This window comes from Bacillus sp. FSL K6-1145 (assembly GCF_038003425.1).
Taxonomy (GTDB): Bacteria; Bacillota; Bacilli; order Bacillales; family Bacillaceae; genus Bacillus; species Bacillus pumilus.
On record NZ_JBBOPC010000001.1, the window covers coordinates 1878402 to 1900775 of the forward strand.

The window sequence follows — 22374 nt, forward strand, 5'->3', positions numbered from 1 at the left end:
ATTTAGATGAAAACAATCTCTTTTTGAGATAGATGGGTGTGAAGTGTAAAAATGGAGCTTCGTCAGTTACGTTATTTTGTAGAAGTCGCAGACCGTGAACACGTGTCAGAAGCGGCTGAAAACTTACATGTTGCCCAATCTGCGATCAGTCGGCAGATTGCGAATTTAGAAGAAGAACTTGGAGTGGCCTTATTCGAACGAGAAGGACGAAATATCAAATTAACGAAGATCGGCAGACAATTTTTAGATCATGTCAGAACGGCTCTAAAAGCCATTGATTATGCGAAAGAACAAATTGATGAATATTTAGATCCACACAAAGGAACCGTCAATATCGGCTTTCCTACTAGCCTAGCAAGCCAAGTGCTACCTTCTGTCATTTCCGCCTTTAAACAGGAATACCCAGAGGTCGATTTTTTACTTCGTCAAGGATCCTATAAATTTCTCATTGAAGCTGTAAAAAATCGAGATATTGATCTCGCCTTTTTAGGACCCGTACCGACAAACGATCCTCAAATAGAAGGACATATTTTGTTTTCAGAAAGCATTTATGCCTTGCTGCCTGTCAGCCACCCCTTTAGCGGACAAAGGAGTATTCATTTAAGTGATTTAAGAAAAGATCATTTCGTGTTATTTCCGGAAGGATATGTCCTGAGACAAATTGCGGTTGATGCTTGTAAGCAGGCAGGCTATGAGCCAACCATTTCATCAGAAGGTGAAGATTTAGACGCCATTAAAGGTCTCGTATCGGCGGGTATGGGCGTTACCTTATTACCCGAAAGCGCCTTTTATGAAACCACACCGCGCTTTACAGTGAAAATTCCGATCGATTTTCCGCAAGTGAGAAGAACGGTTGGAATTATTGCTTCTAAATCACGAGAAATGTCTCCTTCTGCTCATGATTTTTATGTGTTTGTGAAGGATTTCTTTTCTAAAATTGAACAATATAAATAATTCATTAAAACAAGACATTTCATTTGTGGAAATAATCCCTCTTTGTATATGATGAGTTACAGAACAACACACTATATGGAAGAAAGGTATTCGTATGAAATCAATTTTATCGTTTTTAAAGCCGTATCGGCTGTCCGTTGTGTCCATTGTGATCCTCACCTTTTTAAGCAGTATGCTCCAGCTGTATTTACCGACGCTTACGGCAGATATCGTCGATGTCGGGATCGTCCAAGGAGATATTGCTTACATATGGAAGGTTGGCGGCTGGATGGTGGCCTGTTCTTTACTTGCCATCTTACTCACGATCTGGAAGTCCTACTTGTCATCAAAGACTGCACTTGGCTTCGGGCGTGATATGAGAAGACAGCTATTTGTGCATGTCGAACAATTTTCATTAGAAGAATTTCAAAAGATCGGAACGTCTTCCTTTATTACAAGATCAACAAATGATGTAAAACAAGTCCAAGATGTCACGATCATGATTTTACAAATGATGACGAGAGCCCCGCTTATGCTTGTCGGCGGAATTATTTTAGCTGTATCACGCGATGCTGTCCTGTCTCTCATCTTTTTAGCAGCACTTCCCCTTCTTGGCGGATTTATCTATTTGGTGTCGAGAAAAGCCATTCCGCTCTTTGGCCAACTTCAGAAAAAAACAGACCGGCTGAATTTAATTATGCGAGAATCTCTTTCAGGCATCCGGGTCATTCGTGCTTTTAACCGAGTAGATGATGAAAAGGAGCGTTTTCAAGAAGCCAACACATCCTACAAGGATACCGGCCTTAGAGTCAACCGTTTAATGGCTTACTTGTTTCCATTTATGCTGATTATCATGAACTTCACGAATATCGGCATTGTCTGGCTAGGTGCAAACCGAATTGATGCCGGAGAGATGGAAGTAGGGAATCTCATTGCCTTTATCCAATATGCGATGATGATTTTGATGGCACTGATTATGCTGTCAATGAGCTTTATTATGGTCCCAAGAGCACAAGCATCAGCTAAACGGATGAACGAAGTGTTAAACATGGAACCGAAAATTCAAGACAATGAAGGAACGGTTCCTGACCTGCGCGCGCCAGCACAATCCATTCGCTTTGAGGATGTGTCATTTTATTACTCAAATGCTGAAAAGCCGGCAGTTCAAAACATTTCGTTCGAAGCCAAAACTGGCAAAACGACAGCTATTATTGGAAGTACAGGTTCAGGGAAAACCACCCTTCTCCAGCTAATGACGCGCTTTTACGAAGCAACTGAAGGCCGGATTACACTAGATGGTGTAGACATTAGAGAGCTGCCTCAGGAGAAACTAAGAGGCCAGATGGGCTATGTTTCTCAAAAAGCGGTTTTATTTAGCGGAACCATTGCCGATAATGTGCGCTTCGGCAGGCAGAATGCAAGCGATGAAGACGTCTGGCAGGCGCTGCGAACGGCGCAGGCAGAAGAATTTGTTTTGCAAAAAGATGGCGGCATCGATGCGGAAATTGACCAGGGTGGATCGAATCTATCTGGCGGTCAAAAGCAGCGTCTTTCTATTGCAAGAGCGCTAGTGAGAAAGCCGTCATTCTATCTGTTTGACGATAGTTTTTCAGCACTTGATTACAAAACAGATGCGAAGCTTCGGGCATCATTAGAAGCTGAAAAAGCGCATGCAGCCCTCATCATTGTGGCGCAAAGAATCAGCACAGTGAAGCATAGTGATAAAATCATCGTACTAGATGATGGGAAAATCGCAGGTATCGGAACACATGAACAATTACTGAAGGAGAACCTTGTCTATCAAGAGATTGTTGCATCACAGGAAGGTCAGGAGGTGGAGCGAGGATGAGTAAAAAAATGTCTTCCGGCATGGGCCATAAAGGCGGCCACCCTAGAGGACCTGTCGCAAAACCAAAGGAATTTAAGAAAACACTGCTTCGTTTGATTGGCTATTTAAAACCAAGAAAGATTCAATTGATCATTGTCTTCATTGCAGCAGTCGGTTCAACCGTCTTTAACGTCATTAGTCCAAAGCTACTCGGGGATGCCACCTCTTCCCTGTTTGACAGCTTTACACAAGGAACAGCTGTACAATTTGATGTCATTTCACGAATCTTATGGCTGCTTGTCGTGCTATACGTCGTTGCTGCTCTCTTTTCATTCGTTCAGCAATATGTCATGGCGGGTGTCTCCCAACAGACCATTGCTGAATTACGGCAAGAAGCAAGTGACAAGCTCACACGTCTCCCCCTTCGGTATTTTGATAAAACAACCCACGGGGACACGCTGAGCCGTGTAATGAATGATATCGATAATATTAATACTTCGCTTCAGCAGGCGCTCACCCAAGTGATTACATCTGTTATCACAGTCATTGGGATTGTCGTCATGATGCTATTGATTAGTCCACTGCTAACCTTGCTTGTTTGTTTAACACTGCCGCTCAGCCTGTTTGCGATTCGCGGCATTACGTCATTTTCTCAAAAGCATTTTAAAGCGCAGCAAAAAGAGCTCGGGATGATCAATGGACATATTAATGAAATGTTCACAGGGCATCAGACAGTTCGTGCGTATGGCTACGAAAAGAAAGCGATCGATACATTTGATCAATTAAACGAGCAGCTGTATGAATCATCAAGGAAAGCACAGTTCATTTCTGGCTTAATGATGCCAGTGATGACGTTTATCGGGAACCTCGGCTATGTGGCAGTCAGTGTAGCCGGCGGTATTCTTGTGATTAACGGGAATATTCGTGTCGGAGATGTGCAGGCGTTTATTCAATACACGCAGCAAATGTCTCAACCGCTAGTGCAAGCATCAAGTGTCGCCAACTTGGTTCAATCAGCGATTGCTTCTGCTGAAAGGGTGTTTGAAATTCTGGATGAGAAAGAAGAAAGTCCCGAGGAAGATGCAGCGATTGATCTTGAATCACTTTCAGGCGATGTGAGCTTTGAACAAGTTCAATTCGGATATGAAAAAGACCATCCAATTATTAAAGATTTGACTTTAGATGTAAAAGAAGGTCAAACGGTTGCGATTGTTGGGCCAACAGGCGCAGGAAAAACAACCATCATCAATCTTTTAATGCGTTTCTATGAATTAGATCAAGGCTCTATCCGCATCGGCGGTGTCAAAACAACTGATCTCAGCCGTCAGCAAGTACGCGACCTATTTGCGATGGTTCTTCAGGATACGTGGCTTTTTGAAGGGACGATTCACGACAACATTGCCTATGGCAGGCAGAACGTCTCAAAAGAGGATGTCATTAAAGCCGCCAAGCATGCTTATGCTGACGACTTCATCCGCACGCTTCCAGACGGATATGACACACTCTTAACAGAAGATGCCGGCAATCTATCCCAAGGTCAGCGCCAGCTGTTAACCATCGCCCGTGCGATTTTATCTGATCCAAAAATCTTAATATTAGATGAAGCGACGAGCAGTGTGGATACACGGACAGAGATGCACATTCAAAAAGCGATGAATGAATTGATGAAAGGCAGAACGAGCTTCGTCATTGCACACAGACTGTCGACGATTAAGGATGCCGACGTTATTCTAGTCATGAAAGATGGCACCATCATTGAAAAAGGAACGCACAGCGAACTCTTAAAACAAAATGGCTTCTATGCAGACTTATATATGAGCCAATTTACGGAGAATCAAGTGGGTTAAATATAAAAAAGGATAGACACGCATCCATGCGGTCTATCCTTTTTTGTTAATCAGCTCGCTTTTTCACTTTTACACTGAGTTTCGTTATATACTCTGCTTCATCTTTAGACATGAGTGAATGAAGCAAATACTCCTCAAATACATCTCCATCTAGCATCATGTCCTCTTTTTCAATTTCATCTAACAAGCGCGAATAAGCAGAATCAATCTCCTCGTATGATCCTTGATCATACATCACCGCATAAAGGCCCGCAGGTTTTTTAACTGCTTCCGGCGCTTCCATTCGGCAAAACAGCTGATCTGACTGATGATAGTGACGCTGAAGGAACTGCTCCTTTTTTAAGACAGCCCCATTTGCCGCAGCCCCTTTTATGCCAATTTCCTTTAGAAAATGTCCAACAATACGAGATATTTCTTCTACGGATGTATTCATGTCAATTGGGTTCGGTGCACTTAATACAACTGGTTCTTCTGGCAGCTCTTGAAACAAGACCTCCCCCATTTTGACAGATGATAGTTCCTGCGTCGTCTCCATGACCCGCATAAGAAAAGACTGGATATCTTGAAGTTTTTCAATCTCTTGTTTGACCTTTTCTATTTGTTCAGCTGCTAGGCTTTGGAGCCTTTCTCGGGAAGGCTCAGTGAAATATTGTTTTAACTCTTTTATCGGAAATTGCACAGCTCGAAGGGATTGAATCGCTATAAAATGATCAAATTGCTCAAGTGTATAGTATCGGTACCCATTTTCATGAACACCAGCTGGCTTAAATAAATCAATTTTATCGTAATAAAACAAGGTGTCTTTCTTTACATCAAATAGCTTGGCAAATTCTCCAGTAAAAAATGTTTTTTGCACATCATTTATCATAACTAAGGCTCCCCTCTTGACTATGGAGTTACTCCACCCTTTATGATAACATGCAGAACACCACTACGCTTGGAAAGGATAAAAACATGAACAACATCACTCAACATGAAGTGGCATTAGAACTTGCAAAAAAAGAGGACTTCCCTTTTATGAAAAATGAGCTACAGAAAGCTTTTACAGCTGGTGTGATCGACGCATTTGGCGATGCGCATGATGGACCGACTCCTCCAGGTGAAGTGATTGATGAATCTTTTCATTCGAATGAACACATCGTTTACCATATTATGCTAAATGGCGAAAAAGCAGGCGGCGTTGTCATTAAAATCAACCAAGAGACCCACCACAACTCAGTTGACTTATTATACATCTCTTCATCCTCACACGGAAAAGGCATTGGTCAGGCAGCATGGAAAGCCATCGAGGCGCAATATCCAGAAACGATTGTTTGGGAGGTTGTGACCCCGTATTTTGAAAAACGCAACATTCATTTCTATGTCAATAAGTGCGGCTTTCAAATTGTGGAATTTTATCATATGAAACATCCAGATCCGAACGCACCTCATGCAGCTGATCAAGAAACTAAGCCTTCAGCACCTGAAGAATTTGAATTTTTTAAATTTGAGAAAGTGATGAAGAAAACCTGCTCTAGCTAATAAATATCTGCATCAAAAAAACACTACCCCATGAAAAAAGGTAGTGTTTTTTGAATCTCATCTAGCTTCTAATCTGACCGTCACCCGACAGAAGCAGCTTCGTTGTCGTGAGTGCTGGAAGTCCCATCGGACCTCTTGCGTGCAGTTTTTGAGTGGAGATGCCAATTTCAGCGCCATATCCAAGTGCACCGCCGTCTGTAAAACGGGTAGATGCGTTATGATAAACCGCCGCCGCATCGACTTCGTTTAAAAACTTAAGTGCCTGCTCTTCATCCTCTGTCACGATGGCTTCTGAATGTTTTGTACCGTACTCTTCAATATGGTGGATCGCTTCCTCAATGGAATCGACTACCTTTACTGCAAGATCAAGACTTAAATACTCATCTGTCCAGTCCACTTCCTCAGCAGGAATGGCGTTTGAAAAATGAGACAGTGCTTCCTCGTCGCCATGTACGGTGACATGGTGCTCTAGCAGAGCTTCATTCAACGATGCCGCATTTTCTTTCAGCCAATCGCGATGGATGATTAGCGTCTCAAGTGCATTACATACAGCCGGACGATTCGTTTTTGCATTGATGACAATCTCAATGGCTTTTTTCACATTGGCTGTTTGATCAATAAAGACATGACAGTTTCCTGTTCCTGTTTCAAGGACAGGAATGGTAGATTGTTCAACCACGGTTTTGATTAAAGAAGCTCCGCCTCGCGGAATTAAGACATCGATCCATTCTTTTAGATGAAGCATCGCTTGAACCGATGAACGGTCTGTTTGTTCTATCAATTGCACCGCATCACGCGGAATCTTTGTTTGATCTAATGCTTCATGAATAACATTCACAATGGCTTTGTTGGAAGAAATAGCGGAGGAACCGCCTTTTAAAATCACTGCGTTGCCTGCCTTAAGGGCAAGCCCTGCTGCATCGACAGTGACGTTCGGTCTCGCTTCATAGATCATCCCGATCACGCCGAGCGGTACTCTTCGGCTTTTCACATGCAAGCCGTTCTCAAGAGTCCATTCATCCAATATTTCTCCAACAGGATCTGTTAATCTCGTCACAAGCCGCAAGCTTTCGGCAAACTCATGAATTCTTTCTTCATTTAACATTAAACGATCCAAGAGTGCCTCTGAAAAGCCCTTTTCCTTCCCGGCATCTATATCCTTTTGATTCTCTTGCAAGATGAACGTGCTATTTTGTTCTAACGCTTCTGCTAGTTTCAGCAGTGCCTCGTTTTTATCCTCTGTATGAAGTAAACCTAGTTTTTTTGAAACGTGCTTTGCTTTTTTTGCTTTTTCTTTGACCGATGTGACAACTTCAGCTGTCAGTGTCATGGAATTCCTCCCTTTTGGTTAGCAAACTGGTATCGATAAATCTAAATGACAAACAAAAGCTTCAAGATCGACGACATGAACCACTTCATCCTGCAACGAGTCACTGCTCAGTGCAAGTTCGTCAGATGGATAATTCACAATACCAAGCCCGATTTCTCTTCCATCTTGATCTAAAATGCGGACGACATCACCTTTTTTAAACGAACCCTTTACATTGACAATGCCACCCGAATCAAGGCATTTCTCCCTATGGATGAGGTGTTCCTGCGATTTCTTTTGAACAACAATCTCGCCTTTTGGTCCAGAATGAAAGGCAATCCACTGCTTCTTGTAATTCAGCGGTGCTAAATTTTCATCCGCGGTAAAATAAGTGCCGTCCTCTGTTCCATTAATGGCTTTGTCTAAAATGTGAGGCGTATCCGCTTTGCCTAAAAAGCCGTTAATGCCAGCTGCCATTGAAATTTTAAACGCATCGAGCTTTGATTTCATTCCGCCTGTGCCCACACTGCTCCCTGCATCTCCAGCTGCTGCTTCGATGTCTTCTGTGATGTCTGTGACTTCAAGAATTCTTTTCGCATTCGGATTTGTATGCGGGTTCTCTTCATACAAGCCATCAATATCAGATAAAATGGCAAGGAAATCCGCGTCAATGAGGCCAGCTACTTTTGCAGACAATGTATCGTTATCTCCAAACTTCAAGCGGTTAATCGTCACTGTATCATTTTCATTGATAATCGGAATGATGCCTCGATCTAATAACACATTCATCGTGTTGCGCACATTTTGATAGCGCGTTTCATCTGAAAAATCACTTCTTGTGATTAAAAGCTGTGAGGCAATATAACCGTGTGATAAAAATAAAGTAGAATATGATTCCATTAAAAGGCCTTGCCCAATTGAGGCAGATGCCTGTTTTTCCGGCAGTGTTTTCGGTCTATCGATAAATCCTAGTTTTCGGTAACCAGCTGCAACCGCACCAGATGAAACCAAAATGACTTCGTGTCCTTCATCTTTGAGTTTCACAATTTGATTGACGAGGTTTTCTAGTTTTTTCAAACTAATCTCCCCTTGAAAGCTAGTAAGAGAGCTGCTTCCGATTTTTACAACAATTCGTTTTCTCTCTTTATCTGCGTACACCTTATCACTCCTGTACCTGAGCTCTATTTATTATATAGATACTTTTTGTTTTTGCTGTTTGCTGATCTCTTTTGATCGATTGGCAGCATGTTTGACGGCCTGCTTGATTGCTTCTCCTCCGCCAAAATCATCTAATGCATTCAGTCCTGCAGCTGTTGTTCCATTTGGTGACGTAATTTTCTCTCTCAGAGTAGAAGGGTCTTCCTCTGTTTCTTGCAACATTTTCGCAGCACCGAGAAGTGTCTGCGCGCCAATTTGGCGAGACAATTCCTTAGATAAACCTGCTTCTTCTCCTGCTTCTTCGATTCTTTCCATTAAGAAATAAAAATAGGCTGGTCCGCTTCCGGCAATTCCAGTGAAAATATCCATTTGCTCTTCCTGAATGGTATACACTTCGCCCATTTCAGATAAAAGAGCCTGACTCATGCTGATATGGTCGTCTTTCACATAACGTCCAGCACATAAAGCGGTCGCTGAAGCCCCGATCGTACTTGACGTATTCGGCATGACCCTCATCACGGGCTGTCCTTCATGCAGCATATCTTCAATATACGATTGCTTCACGCCTGCAAGGACAGACATGATCAGCTGGTCTCTCCGAATATGAGGTTTTAACGATTCAAGTGCTGTTTCAGCATCCTTTGGCTTCATGGCCAGGATCAACATATCCATTTCTTCAAAAGGAAAAGAATCCATTGTGGCTGTTTGTATTCCGTAACGTGTCGTTAGTTCATTCAATCGAATTTGATTTTGTCTGTTTGTTGCGTAAATTTGGCCTAGCGGCATTTGTCCTGATCGCACAATCCCGGCAATCATTCCTTCCGCCATAGAACCTGCTCCAATGAAAGCAACTTTCTTTTGATCAATGATATTGATCCTCTCCCTTGTTCGCTTTTTGTTCGTGTTTTTCGCACGTTAGTTATCGTAACATGATGAGAAATCGTGTCAAGAAAGAGCCAGCGCTTTTCAAAAGTCCCGAATACGCATTCAACCGCTTGCTGTATGTATACTGACTGCGCTTTTGCAAAACAACAATTTAGATCTAAAGAACTATTCATATTTGCATCATAGTACCCTTTCGTTCGACTGAATTCCCCATTTTATTTTTGGTTTCGGTGACTTCAATTCTTTTTTTTAGAAAGCGCTATCATTTTTAATGACTTTCTATTTTCCTATACGACGAATGTGCTTGAATCTTCCGATTAGACTATTGACATATTTTAGAAAACATGTCCGTTGAAATGATATTTTACGGGTGATACCGTGAAAGGGAAACTAAGTGAAAAAGGAGCGTTCATAATGAAAGTGAAAGAAAACTATATCAATGTCATTCCAATGAAAGAAATCCGTTCGACCGATGACCTTCTTTTCCCGTTCCCTATTTACAATGAGCTACGTGCCCAGAGTGATATTAGATATGATGAAACAAGAAAGTGCTGGGATCTCTTTCGATATGCAGATATCCAGTCTGTTCTGAAGCAGCCAAAAGTGTTCTCATCTCAGCGAGGAAGAAGCACAACGAAAACGAGTATTTTAACGATGGATCCGCCAAAGCATACAAAAATGAGAGCACTCGTCAATAAAGCATTCACGCCAAAAGCGATTAAACAATTAGAAGATAACATTAAAGACCTGACACATGACCTGCTGCAACAAGTCAAGGGTCAGCGTACGTTTGATATCGTAGAAGATCTAGCAGCTCCCCTGCCTGTCATGATTATTGCTGAGCTTCTCGGCGCAGAGGTAAAGGATAGAGCGTTCATTAAGAAACATTCTGATGCCCTAGTAGCAGGTGCAAAGGATGAATCAAAAGAAGCCATTCAAGCAGTAGTCGATATGCAGAAACGCGCAGAGGAAGAGCTGTCCGCTTATTTTGCTCACTTGATCCAAAAACGAAAAGAATCCCCTGCTGATGACCTGATCTCACTTCTTATTCAAGCAGAAATCGATGGTGAGCGTTTAACCGAGAATGAACTACTTGGTTTTTGTATTCTATTACTTGTTGCTGGTAATGAGACAACGACCAATTTGATTACAAATGCAGTAAGACTGCTAACAGAGCAGCCGCATATCGCCGAAGCAGTACGGCAAGACCCCTCTCTTATTCCTCAATTGACCGAGGAAACACTACGCTATTACCCGCCTGTTCAAGCCATTGGGCGAATCGCGGCCGAGGATGTTGAGATTGCAGGCTCGAAAATTAAAAAAGGAGACTATCTCATTAGCTGGGTTGCTTCAGCAAATCGTGATGAACAGAAATTTGACGATCCGGATACGTTCCGTCTTGACCGGAAATCAAACCCGCATATGAGCTTTGGCTTTGGCATTCATTTTTGTCTCGGTGCACCGCTTGCCCGCCTTGAGAGCAACATTGCACTTGAGATTTTACTCCAGACGTTTCAAGACATCACCTGTGCGGCAGATCAGCTAAAACCCATTCAAAGCACATTTGTTTTTGGGGTAAAAGAATTTCCTGTACAGGTCACCCGTTTTTAAAAGTCCCTTTTGAGGGGCTTTTTTTCATTTTCTTCAATTCATCATCTCTTTCTTACCTTCCACCTCCGAACATGCTAAAATAAAGTCCATATAAAGTGATAACGGATTTCAGAAAAGGAGCCAAAAATTCATGACCGATTATACAGCAATGAAAGACGGAATATTCAAATCAGTTTGTTCGTTAGATTGCCCAGATCAGTGCGGTCTTTTGATACATAAAGAAAATGGAAAGATCGTAAAAGTGCAGGGAGATCCAGACCACCCCGTCACCCAAGGCAACATATGCAACAAGGTGCGGAATGTCACAGCCCGTTTATATGATGAAAAGCGACTGACCACTCCTTTGAAGCGTGTTGGCCGCAAAGGCGATGGACAATTTGCTCCGATTACGTGGGAAGAAGCCATTGAAACCATTCGGCAAAAATGGACAAAACTGATTGAAGAAAAAGGTCCAGAAAGTATTCTGCCTTACAGCTTTTATGGGAATATGGGCAATCTGAATGCAGAAGGCATGGACCGCCGCTTTTTCTATCGTCTTGGTTCAAGTCAATTAGACCGGACCATCTGTCAGTCTGCAGGAACGACTGGCTATAAATATACAATGGGTGCAAGCATTGGGACAGATCCAGAAGAGACCATTCATACGAAACTATTCATCTTTTGGGGCATCAATGCCGTGTCGACCAATATGCACCAAATCACCCTCGCACAAAAAGCGCGAAAGCAAGGAGCAAAGATTGTCGTGATTGATGTACACAAGAACCAAACCGGACGGATGGCAGATTGGTTTATTCCGCTTCGACCTGGTACTGACAGTGCCCTTGCCCTTGGCATCATGCATGTTCTTTTTAAAGAAGGACTAACAGATGAAGCCTTTTTAGAATTTTATACAACCGGTCATAAGGAGCTGCGTGAGCATGTGAAGCAGTATGATCCAGACACTGTTGAGGGCATCACGGGGGTTTCTAAAGAGGACATCCTTACACTTGCAAGAATGTACGCAGAAACATCGCCGTCTCTCATTCGCATTGGCAATGGTTTGCAGCACCATGATAATGGCGGAATGAGTATTCGAACCATTTCCTGCCTCCCTGCCCTGACTGGTCAGTGGCTCCACAAGGGCGGCGGTGCGATGAAATCAAACTCTTCTTTTCTCAGCTATAATGAAACAGCTCTTCAGCGGCCAGATTTATTAAAGGAACGCACGCCAAGATCATTTAATATGAATCAGCTAGGCAGTGTGCTGACGAATGCAGCGCCTTCCATTGATTCACTCTTTGTCTACTCGTGCAACCCAGCTGTTGTGACGCCTGAAGCGAATAAAGTAAGAGAAGGTTTGCTGAGAGATGACTTATTTACAGTCGTTCACGACCTATTTCTAACAGAGACAGCTAAGTATGCAGACATTGTCCTGCCGGCAACATCCGCTTTTGAAAATGAGGATTTCTATACATCATACTGGCACCATTATATTCAAATTCAAGAGCCAGTGATTGAACGCTATGGAGAAAGCAAATCCAATACAGAAGTGTTTCGCTTGTTAGCCCATGCGATGGGCTTTGAAGATGAAGCCTTCCGCGAGACAGATGCGGAACTCATGGAACAAGCCCTTCATCATCCAGAAAATCCGCATTATGAGGACATTTCATACGAGGCATTAAAAGAAAAGAAATGGATCAAAGCAAAACGAGGACCTTTCCAAGACTTAAAGCTCTCTACCCCGAGCGGCAAAATTGAGCTTTATTCTGAACAAATGAAAAAAGACGGATATCCGGCGCTTCCTACCTACGTGCCCCTTTATCAGGAAAGCGAATATCCGCTTACCTTTATACCGGGACCGAATCATAATTTTCTTAACTCGACCTTCTCACTTCATGAAAAGCATCAAAAGCTTGAGAAGTTCCCGAAGCTTCATATGAATGAACAAGATGCAAAGGCAAGAAAAATTGAAGATGGTGACATGGTACGTGTGCTCAATGACCGAGGAGAATGCGAGCTTGTCGTGTCAGTCGGTCACAATGTATTACCTGGTGTTGTGGTCAGCCAAGGATTATGGGCAGATCAAAAAGGCAAAAAGCATCTAGTTAACGGGCTAACACCTGATCGGCTGGCAGATATGGGCGGCGGTGCGACGTTCTTTTCTGGCAGAGTGGAAGTTAAAAAATGATCATAGACAGAAGAAAAGCCAGCAAAAACTGCTGGCTTTTTTCATTTCGTTTTATCGAATAATCAGCTGGTTGGTCATCACATTCGCACTTCCGTTGCTTCGGTAGCCTTCTACAGTTAATGCTGTTTCATACATTTTCCCCATTGGCATACCTAGGCTTTCCCATTTTCTGAAATGCTCACTGACGGATACAGTACCGCTCGTACGTTTTGTTTGACGTACACTCCAATATTGCTTAAAGGTAGCGTCTCCAATAATAGAAGGCTGATTGACACGTAGCGTTTCATAAATGTCATATGTGCCTCCATCGGCATAAAATGATCCTTTATACGTTCCTGTTGGGCGATAGGTGCCCCATGACTCAACAATGTAGTATTCAGCTAATGGAGATTGTGTCCAGCCATAGACACATAAGTAGGAATTCCCGCCTGGGTTAAAGGCTGCGTTGTAATTGATGGAGATGTTGCCAAGTTGATGATGAGTTTTAGTGGAATCAAACTTCTTCCCTTTTCGAAACAAAGCATTTCCGATATTGTTCCATTGTGCGCTAAATGCCCCGCCGTTATTGAGTGTCATTGCGGTATTTCCGTAATCCTTCCATAATTCAAAATCGTACCCGCTGTGATTGCCTATTCTATTGTCATAAATCGTTTCCGCATGAGCTGGTACAGCCGTCAGTGTCAGCACAAATCCAATACACATCACAAACAATAGCCTCAATCTTTTCAAGTTCATTTTCAATCCCTCTCCTTTTTTCATTAAAATTGTTCTGCCTTCTCTAAGATGAAGCGAACTCATCACCTCCTTTCATGTCACCCTTTTTGCTAGACGGAACGGTATTGTTCTAACCCAGCATGGATATCTCTTGTTTGTGTATAGACCTTTTGATACAGATGAAACAGATCATCATATATACTTGCAAGCTGCTGCTCTGGCTCATAGACAGCAGCTTGATGAATAAACTGATTTGCACATGCTTCAAGCGATGGATACCAACCGCAGCCAACGGCGGCCAGTATCGCTGCTCCTAAAGCAGGCCCTTGTTCATTGTCTAACTGGATGACCTCTGCCTGAAAAATGTCTGCTTGCATTTGAAGCCATGTCCGGCTTCTCGCACCGCCTCCAATGGAAACAATTGAATCTATGTGTTTCCCAGCTTGCCTGAATAAAGCGATCGATTCATTTAACGAGAAAGTAATCCCTTCTAGCACAGCCCTAACGACATGTGCCCTTTCATGCCGGCTGTCTAATCCAATCAAGCTTCCACGAATGATAGCATCCGCATGAGGTGTTCTTTCCCCGACTAAATATGGCGTGAAGAGCAATCCATTTGCTCCTGGCGCGACATCAACCGCACCCTCTAAAAGTGATTGGAACGACTCCTCTGGAGCCAGTAAATGTTTTATCCAGTTAAGGCTATATCCTGCTGAAAGGGTCACACCCATTGTGTAGTAAGCGTCTTTTTTTGCATGATGGAACAAATGCAGGTTTCCTTGAAGCTCTCTTTCATGATCCTCTTCGTAAGAGAGAATGACCCCAGATGTGCCAATACTGCATAACGTGCGACCAGAGGATAAAATACCAGCACCAATTGCTCCGCAAGCATTGTCTGCCCCGCCAGCAAAGACTTTTGCACCCTCTTCGATCCCCGTCTCACGTGCAATGTGCGGAAATAGTGTACCAACCTCTTCCTCTGATGAGATCAGTGGCGGACAAATATGAGGAGGAATATCAAATGCCTGACAAATTTCTTCACTCCACGCTTGCTCTCCAATATTTAATAACAAGGTGCCAGCCGCATCAGAATAATCGATATGAACAGAACCTGTTAATCGAAATCTGACATAATCTTTTGGGAGTAAAAACATGTCGATTTGTTGATCAATTTCTGGTTCATGCTCCTTTACCCATAATAATTTTGGCAGTGTGAATCCTTCAAGCGCTTGATTTTTCGTGATCTGTTGGAGCCGTTCCCCCAGTTTTTTTGTAATATGTGTACATTGCGCTGTCGTTCGTGTATCATTCCATAAAATTGCAGGGCGGAGCACCTCGCGGGATTCATTTAAAAGAACCAGACCATGCATCTGTCCAGAGAAGCTGATGCCCTCTACTTTCTTTGAAAGGACAGGCTGCCTTGCCATCAGTTCTTTCATCGCAGCCACTGTTTGCTCAACCCATTCCTCTGGGTTCTGTTCACAATATCCAGGTTTATCTTGAATGAGGCGGTAAGGCTTAGTGGCCTCGCCGCACACCTTTCCATTCTCATCTACTAATATGGCTTTGACTCCGCTCGTTCCAAGATCAATTCCCATCACATACTTCATGTCTTCACTCCTTCAAAACAGGTCCGCTTCTTCAATCAATCTTCTAACAAGTATTGATTTAACCGGGCTTTCAACTGTTCCTCTCTTCCCGATTCGTTACTGATTAAAGGGTGCTTGAGCGCATACTCTTCTAATGTATGAAAGTTTGCCCTTCCTTCTGAAATGTCACGGCCAATCCCTTCAGAAAAACTGCGATATCGGTGCTTGATCACATCTTCAAACACACGATCTTCTATGAGTCTATGAGCCACCCGAAGTCCTTTTGCGAATGCATCCATTCCCGCAATATGGGCATACAAAATATCTTCAAGCTCAAAAGAAGCTCTTCTCACTTTTGCATCAAAATTGAGACCGCCAGTTCCAAGTCCGCCATTTTGCAGAATTTCATACATGGCAAGAGTTGTGGCATATAAATCGGTTGGAAATTCATCCGTGTCCCAGCCAAGCAGCGTATTCCCTTGGTTCGCATCCACAGAACCGAGCAATCCATGTATTCTTGAGACGCGTAATTCATGCTCAAACGTATGACCAGCAAGCGTCGCATGATTGGCCTCGATGTTCAATTTAAAATGTGAATCTAGTCCGTATTGCTTTAAAAAGGCAATAGATGTCGCTGCATCTGCATCGTATTGATGAGTGGTTGGCTCCTTTGGCTTAGGCTCAATTAAAAATTGGCCAGTGTACCCAATTTCCTTTGCATAATCAACAGCCATATGCAAAAATGACGCCATGTGATCAAGCTCTCTTTTCATATCTGTATTCAGCAGAGTATCGTACCCTTCTCGTCCTCCCCAGAAAACGTAATTTTCTGCGCCAAGTTCTTTAGCTGTTTCGATGCCTTTTTTCACCTGTGCGGCTGCATAGGCAAAGACATCTGCATGACAAGATGTTGCTGCGCCGTGTACAAATCTAGGATGCTTGAACATATTGGCTGTATTCCACAGCAGCTTGACTCCGCTATCCCGCATGTATTCTTTCATTCTTTCTAAAATGATGTCTAATTGCTGATTCGTCTCTTGAAGCGTATCTCCCTCCGGTGCAATGTCACGGTCATGGAAGGAAAAATACGGAACATCCAATAGATCAAACAGTTGAAAGGCTACTTCCAATCTAGCTTTTGCTAAATCCATTCCGCTATAGGAGTCCCAGGCTCTCTGCATCGTACCAGTTCCAAACATGTCTGTTCCATCAGCAGTCAATGTATGCCAATAAGCGACTGAGAAGCGCAGGTGATCTTTCATTGTTTTTCCGCCAATCATTTCACTTGGATCATAGTGTTTAAAAGCGAGTGGATTTTTTGATTGTTTTCCTTCAAATTGTATTTTTCCGATTCCTTCTAAGCTGTGTAACGTTTTCATATTTGAGTTGGCCATCTTTTATTCCTCCTATGAATATACTTTGTAAGTTGATTCAACAAACTAATGTTCAATTGATGATCCATTCACTTTGAATTTTCCATATTTTTTAGTTTTTTAGAAATATTTTCGTTATAATAAAGTTAAAATCATCCTTCTTACAGATTACATGCGAAGAAAAGCAGCTTTTTTCTTCACTTAATCTAAAGACGAAACAAATGGAGTGGATAACATGGATATCGCTGATCAGAACTTTGTGAAAAAAATAAATCAAAAGCTATTATTAAAAGAAATTCTCCAGCATGCGCCAATTTCTAGAGCTAAATTATCTGAACGCACTGGGTTAAATAAATCGACTGTTTCCTCTCAAGTGAGTACATTAATGAAAGAGCAACTCGTCTATGAGATCGGTCAAGGTGAGTCTAGCGGCGGGAGAAGACCGGTTTTACTGATGTTTAATAAACGTGCTGGCTGCTCCATCGGGATTGATGTCGGCGTTGATTATGTCAATGGCATTTTAACCGACCTTGAAGGGTCCATCCTTCAAGAAGAACAGATCAAGCTCCCATCAAGCGCTCCTGATGTGACCATACGCATATTAACTGAATTAATACAGCAGTTGAAGGCCCAAATCCCCTCTTCCCCATATGGGCTCATAGGTATTGGCCTATGTATACCCGGGCTAGTGGATGCCGATCAACAAATCGTGTTTACGCCGCATTCTAAATGGAAAAATGTTGACATGAAAACAACGCTCCAAGACGCATTCCAAGTACCCGTCTTCATTGAAAATGAAGCAAATGCCGGTGCATATGGTGAAAAAATCTTTGGTGCCGCTAAACATTATGATCATTTGATCTATGCCAGCATCGGCACCGGCATTGGAATCGGGATCATTATCAATCATCATTTATACAGAGGTGCATATGGCTTTTCTGGTGAAATGGGACATATGACCATCGACTTTAATGGACCAACATGCAGCTGCGGAAACCGTGGTTGCTGGGAGCTGTATGCATCTGAGAAAGCCTTGTTTCAGTCCCTTCAAACAAATGATCAGCCCATCTCTCATCAAGAATTGGAAAAGCTGGCGACGTTAAATGACATGAAAACCCTCAATGCCCTGCGCAACTTTGGCTTTTACCTTGGGGTTGGTCTCACAAACGTCCTCCATACCTTTAACCCGCAAGCGATTATTTTACGAAACAAGGTGATTGAAGCGCAGCCAACGGTTCTACGTGTGATTCAAGAGGAGGTCTCCTCCAGGATGGATACTCAATTCAGTTCACATGTCGAGCTGCTTCCATCGTCATTAGGACACAACGCACCAGTATTAGGGATGACATCTCTCGTCATTGAAGCTTTCCTGCAAGATGCCACCCTCTCACCATGACAGATTCATAGATAAAAAAGACAGCTCTTACCGTGTTGTCTTTTTTTATTTATCTGTTTCCTCATAACGGAAATAGTTGAAATCAGCAGGAAGACGCTCGCCACTTGTATCCTGGCACTGCATGCCGACAAATGCCCCTGTAAAAAATCCTCCTCCTCGAATGAAGTCATCAGATAGGTGGCTAGATTCAAATATCACATCAATTTCCTTCCAGTCTTTTTGATCAAAAGAATAAGAATAGGTATATGTTTCTTTCTGAACGGTCACTTTTAAATACACATAGGTGACCTCCTCTGGAATGACGATTTTTTGTGCCAATGGCTGAGAAAAGGAAAGGTTTTGACAGGCAGATAATTCAAGAATGCGGCCAAGTTCCTCGTCATATGTCACCTGAAGCGCTGTCCAATTTTCCGTATTGTAATAATTCACAAGACCAGCGGCTTGCTGAAAATTCTCTGGATAGAACAACACAGCTGTCTCTGCTTCAAAATAAAAGCTTTGCCAGCGCCTTGCAACAAAGGCTTGAGTAAACTTAGATGTTAGAGATTCGTGACCATATAACCTTAAATGCTGAGGTTTTTCCGTTAATGAACCGATCTGTTCAGTAAAAGGAATTCTTAATGTTTGAAAGTGTCTATTTAACGTTGATTCTTTAAACTCATCGACTGTATGGTAGGTAGGAGCAAAAACCTTTTCGTTGATCGCTGGCGCTTCAACCTCTAGCGCTCCTTCTTTTCCGCCCACAACATACGGCCAGCCATCCTTCCATTCAAGCTTTTGAATCGCTGTTTCTCTTCCTAAAGGACACCACCCTCTTTGCTGAAAAATAGATTCCTTGCTTGATTGAATAGGGCGGCCAGTCAGATGAGCGAGATACCACTCATTTGTGTGCGTTTGAACAATGGAAGCATGACCGCATTTTTGAAGCGGATGTTCAGGTGAGTGAAAAGCACTTAAAATTGGGTTATCAGGATGAACCTCATAAGGCCCTTCAATTTGCGGGGAACGGGCAATTGTTGCCGCATGCTCGTACCTGGTGCCTCCTTCTGCTGTTAATAAATAATAGTAATCACCGATGTGATAAAGATGCGGTGCTTCTGTCAATTTAATCGGTGTGCCTTTAAAAATGACCTTCCGCTGACCAATGAGTTTCTTTTCCGTCACGCTATATTCCTGCAGGGCAATACCCGCAAAGGAATGGTGCTTTTCTCTATGATCCCACAGCATATTTAAGACGTATTTCTTCCCGCTTTGGTCATGAAATAAAGAGGGATCAAAGCCAGAGCTATTAAGCTTAACCGGCTCACTCCAATCACCATCAACTTCACTTGCCGTAACCAAATAATTATGACCATCTTTAAATGGACCATCCACTACTTTGATATCTGAATAAATGAGCCAAAACTGACCATCTGCATAGCTTAGGCACGGTGCCCATACTCCGCCAGAATCAGGATTCCCTTTCATGTCCAGCTGCGACGTTTTTTGCAAAGGACGCGCGGCAAGCCGCCAATGCACAAGATCCTTCGAATGATAAATTTGTACCCCTGGAAACCATTCAAATGTAGAGACCGCCATGTAATAATCTTCTCCTACACGGCAAATACTTGGGTCCGGGTTAAATCCTTTGAGTACTGGATTGGTGATTTTCATTCAACTTCCTCCTCTTTCACGACCTACATTTTAAAATCGTCCATATGATCGATATATACTTGATCCCTATTCTCAAGCTCCCTCACGACTTTTTGGTGTTCTTCTTCATCTAGGTTATAAAAATTAATATCAATCATCGCTAAAATCAGTAAGCATACAGGAATCACTGTTACCGTGATTAAAATGCCAAGCAATGCTTCTGGCGTCTGCACTTGGTTTGCAACATAGCCAAATCGATCGAGTACAAGCCCCGGAACAATCCCGCCTAATGCCATCCCAAATTTAAAGAAAAATCCAATGACTGCGTAGATCAGTCCGCCCATCCTTTTTCCAGTTTTATATTCGCCGTATTCAACAGTCTCAGGAATGAGCGCCCACATGTAAGCACCCGCTGTAATACTCCCCGCAGCAGCAACAAGCCTGAAAATCAGTATTAAAGTGATTTGACTCGGCGGTATCACAAGTAAAGCAAGAAGACCTACGATATTCAGCGATAAAGAATAATTCAGCAGCTTTTTCTTTCCTAACAGCTTGTGCAGCTTCGGAATAAATGGCAGCACCATTAAAGCTGGCAGACTGCCAATGAGTCCGTACCATTTCACTAAATCTTCTCTGCCAAGGTTATACGTCACATAATAGATCCCAACAGAGTTGCTGATCGAGTTCACACCAAAAATAATAATAAAGAAAATGCTTAATACAACAAGCGGGCGATTCACTCGTAATTGGACAAAGATATCACTGAATTTAATCTTTTCCTCTGGCTTTTGAAGCGTGACACGTTCATTCGTGCTTTTAAAACAGAAAATCAGTAATGCGCCGCCAAGAACGCCGAGAAAAGCCATCGTCATCTGCCAGCCAAGTGCTGTATTTCCTGTCGTATCACTTAAAAAGGTCGCAAGAAAAGGAACAAAAAAAGCAACAACTAGACCACCTAGATTGGCAAACACCATACGAACGGACGTAATACTGACAACCTCTTGGTTATTTCTTGTCATTGCGGAAGTTAAAGCACCATAAGGAACGTTGATGAATGTGTATGTAAGCGATAAACCAACATACGTGATGTAGGCATAAATGAGTTTACCCATTTCGGAAAAATCAGGTGTTGTAAAGCAAAGAATGGCAAGTACGACAAAAGGAAACGCACCGAATAACAAATAAGGTCTGAATCTACCAAAACGGCTGTTCGTCCGGTCTACCAATGCACCAATAAATGGATCTGCAAGCGCATCGATGGCGCGAACAACCAAAAACATCGTCCCTGCTGCTGCCGCTGATAAACCGTACACATCTGTATAGAAAAATAATAGATACGTAGAAACAGTTGCGTAAATCAAATTACATGCGAAATCCCCTGAAGCATATCCCACTTTTTCAGACATACGAATCTTCTTTAAATTCTCACTAACCATGAGCTTTCTCCCTTCTTCACTTAGCCTCTTCTAACAAACAGATGACGGAGGGCAGCAGCAATCAATACAGGGAATATAAAGCGCTTTCAATTTGTTATAAAAATGTAGCTGAACATCTCTTCCTTTCAGCTTAGCCCAAATGCGCAGCAAAACAGTCGAATGACAGAATCATCTCCTTCAATATAAGGGATCAATACTTGAAATTCATCTTAGTTTATTGACCAAACAAACTAAGATGAATTCATTTTATAAAATCTGATCTGACTTTTCAATATATTTTGAAAAAATAATCCAAATAATCGATTTCTTGTCATTCATCTTGTGAAATGACAAGAAAATCTGAAAGAATTCATTTAAAGGTTGCATTCAAGCTCATCCCATGCTATATTAATCAAGCGATGAGCTGAATTGTGTAAGTCGGGTAACATGTCTCTTTGAGACACACACGAATGTGGCGTGTGGTTATTCCGCCTCAATACGCAAAAGACATCTTCTTAGGAAGATGTCTTTTTTCTTACCCTATTTTTGTTCCATTCTCAACCGGTTCATCTGTCGCTAACAACACCACGTCTTCTTTTGACGGCATGCCTCCTAAGACAAGCACTTCTGATTTGAACCCTGCAATTCTTCTTGGCGGGAAATTAACGACCGCTACGATTTGTTTGCCGGTAAGATTTTCCGCTGTATAACGCTTTGTCAGCTGAGCACTAGATTGCTTTACACCAATTTCTTCACCAAAATCAATCTTGAGCTTCAATGCAGGCACTCTTGCCTCTGCAAAAAATTCTGCTTCTATGATCGTCCCAACGCGAATATCTAACGCCAAAAACTGTTCAATATCTGCCATCTGACTCTCTCCTCTTCATAAAAGGTAACGTAATCTATTGATTATTCATTGTAGCACATTCATTTTGTCATAGAGGAGGTTCAAAAAGCCTATACAGCGTTAAAATCACCTTTATAGTTTACATAATA

General features: G+C 42.5%; 17 protein-coding genes. 7 read left to right on the plus strand and 10 right to left on the minus strand.

The features are described 5' to 3' along the window. The first annotated feature begins 51 nt into the window (after positions 1-51). The 3 genes from MHH41_RS09260 (at position 52) to MHH41_RS09270 (ending at position 4608) form a co-directional block, all read left to right on the plus strand. Positions 52-954, plus strand: a complete 903-nt coding sequence (locus tag MHH41_RS09260; RefSeq protein WP_050943953.1) for a LysR family transcriptional regulator — start codon at positions 52-54, stop codon at positions 952-954. Positions 955-1048: 94 nt separating this feature from the next. Beyond that, positions 1049-2782 (plus strand): ABC transporter ATP-binding protein, encoded by a 1734-nt coding sequence (locus tag MHH41_RS09265; RefSeq protein ID WP_310425968.1) that lies wholly within the window; start codon positions 1049-1051, stop codon positions 2780-2782. Next, entirely contained in the window at positions 2779-4608 is a 1830-nt protein-coding gene (locus MHH41_RS09270; protein WP_340866221.1) for an ABC transporter ATP-binding protein, read from the plus strand. Before MHH41_RS09265 ends, MHH41_RS09270 begins: the two co-directional genes overlap by 4 nt. Before the next feature lie 46 nt (positions 4609-4654). Here the strand turns inward: MHH41_RS09270 and MHH41_RS09275 are convergent, their stop codons facing one another. Beyond that, entirely contained in the window at positions 4655-5476 is an 822-nt protein-coding gene (locus tag MHH41_RS09275; RefSeq protein ID WP_003216074.1) for a MerR family transcriptional regulator, read from the minus strand. Positions 5477-5562: 86 nt separating this feature from the next. Between MHH41_RS09275 and MHH41_RS09280 the strand changes: the two genes are divergently transcribed. Further along, the gene (locus tag MHH41_RS09280; protein ID WP_050943982.1) at positions 5563-6129 is read left to right on the plus strand and encodes a GNAT family N-acetyltransferase; all 567 of its coding nucleotides are present in this window, start codon (positions 5563-5565) and stop codon (positions 6127-6129) included. Between the two features lie 61 nt (positions 6130-6190). Here the strand turns inward: MHH41_RS09280 and MHH41_RS09285 are convergent, their stop codons facing one another. The 3 genes from MHH41_RS09285 to proC are packed head-to-tail and all read right to left on the minus strand — an operon-like array spanning position 6191 to position 9424. Next, the gene (locus MHH41_RS09285) at positions 6191-7459 is read right to left on the minus strand and encodes a glutamate-5-semialdehyde dehydrogenase (protein WP_309217844.1); all 1269 of its coding nucleotides are present in this window, start codon (positions 7457-7459) and stop codon (positions 6191-6193) included. Positions 7460-7477: 18 nt separating this feature from the next. Further along, a complete protein-coding gene (gene proB / locus MHH41_RS09290) occupies positions 7478-8596 on the minus strand; it encodes a glutamate 5-kinase (protein ID WP_340866223.1) in 1119 nt (372 codons plus the stop codon). 30 nt (positions 8597-8626) lie between these two features. Beyond that, entirely contained in the window at positions 8627-9424 is a 798-nt protein-coding gene (proC, locus tag MHH41_RS09295; RefSeq protein WP_229200375.1) for a pyrroline-5-carboxylate reductase, read from the minus strand. A 471-nt stretch (positions 9425-9895) separates the two neighbouring features. Here proC and MHH41_RS09300 point away from each other — a divergent pair, with 471 nt between their 5' ends. After that, complete coding sequence (locus MHH41_RS09300; RefSeq protein WP_226805293.1) at positions 9896-11092, plus strand: cytochrome P450; 1197 nt, start codon at positions 9896-9898, stop codon at positions 11090-11092. 130 nt (positions 11093-11222) lie between these two features. Beyond that, positions 11223-13259 carry a molybdopterin oxidoreductase family protein gene (locus MHH41_RS09305; protein WP_226805300.1) on the plus strand — a complete coding sequence of 679 codons (2037 nt, stop codon included), beginning with the start codon at positions 11223-11225 and terminating at the stop codon, positions 13257-13259. A gap of 51 nt (positions 13260-13310) precedes the next feature. Here the strand turns inward: MHH41_RS09305 and MHH41_RS09310 are convergent, their stop codons facing one another. From MHH41_RS09310 to xylA, 3 genes are all read right to left on the minus strand, one after another. Further along, entirely contained in the window at positions 13311-13994 is a 684-nt protein-coding gene (locus MHH41_RS09310; RefSeq protein WP_050943981.1) for a glycoside hydrolase family 11 protein, read from the minus strand. 89 nt (positions 13995-14083) lie between these two features. Further along, positions 14084-15583 (minus strand): xylulokinase, encoded by a 1500-nt coding sequence (gene xylB, locus MHH41_RS09315; RefSeq protein WP_212046011.1) that lies wholly within the window; start codon positions 15581-15583, stop codon positions 14084-14086. A 35-nt stretch (positions 15584-15618) separates the two neighbouring features. Then, complete coding sequence (gene xylA / locus MHH41_RS09320) at positions 15619-16956, minus strand: xylose isomerase (RefSeq protein ID WP_340866226.1); 1338 nt, start codon at positions 16954-16956, stop codon at positions 15619-15621. A 214-nt stretch (positions 16957-17170) separates the two neighbouring features. On the opposite strand from xylA, the gene xylR reads away from it, so the two are divergent. Then, positions 17171-18331 carry a transcriptional repressor XylR gene (xylR, locus tag MHH41_RS09325; RefSeq protein ID WP_050943942.1) on the plus strand — a complete coding sequence of 387 codons (1161 nt, stop codon included), beginning with the start codon at positions 17171-17173 and terminating at the stop codon, positions 18329-18331. 45 nt (positions 18332-18376) lie between these two features. On the opposite strand, the gene MHH41_RS09330 is transcribed toward xylR, so the two are convergent. The 3 genes from MHH41_RS09330 to csaA form a co-directional block, all read right to left on the minus strand. After that, positions 18377-19984, minus strand: a complete 1608-nt coding sequence (locus MHH41_RS09330; RefSeq protein ID WP_226803592.1) for a glycoside hydrolase family 43 protein — start codon at positions 19982-19984, stop codon at positions 18377-18379. A gap of 23 nt (positions 19985-20007) precedes the next feature. Further along, positions 20008-21399, minus strand: a complete 1392-nt coding sequence (locus MHH41_RS09335; protein ID WP_003215869.1) for an MFS transporter — start codon at positions 21397-21399, stop codon at positions 20008-20010. Between the two features lie 514 nt (positions 21400-21913). Beyond that, a complete protein-coding gene (gene csaA / locus MHH41_RS09340) occupies positions 21914-22246 on the minus strand; it encodes a chaperone CsaA (RefSeq protein WP_003215734.1) in 333 nt (110 codons plus the stop codon). Positions 22247-22374 lie beyond the last annotated feature (128 nt).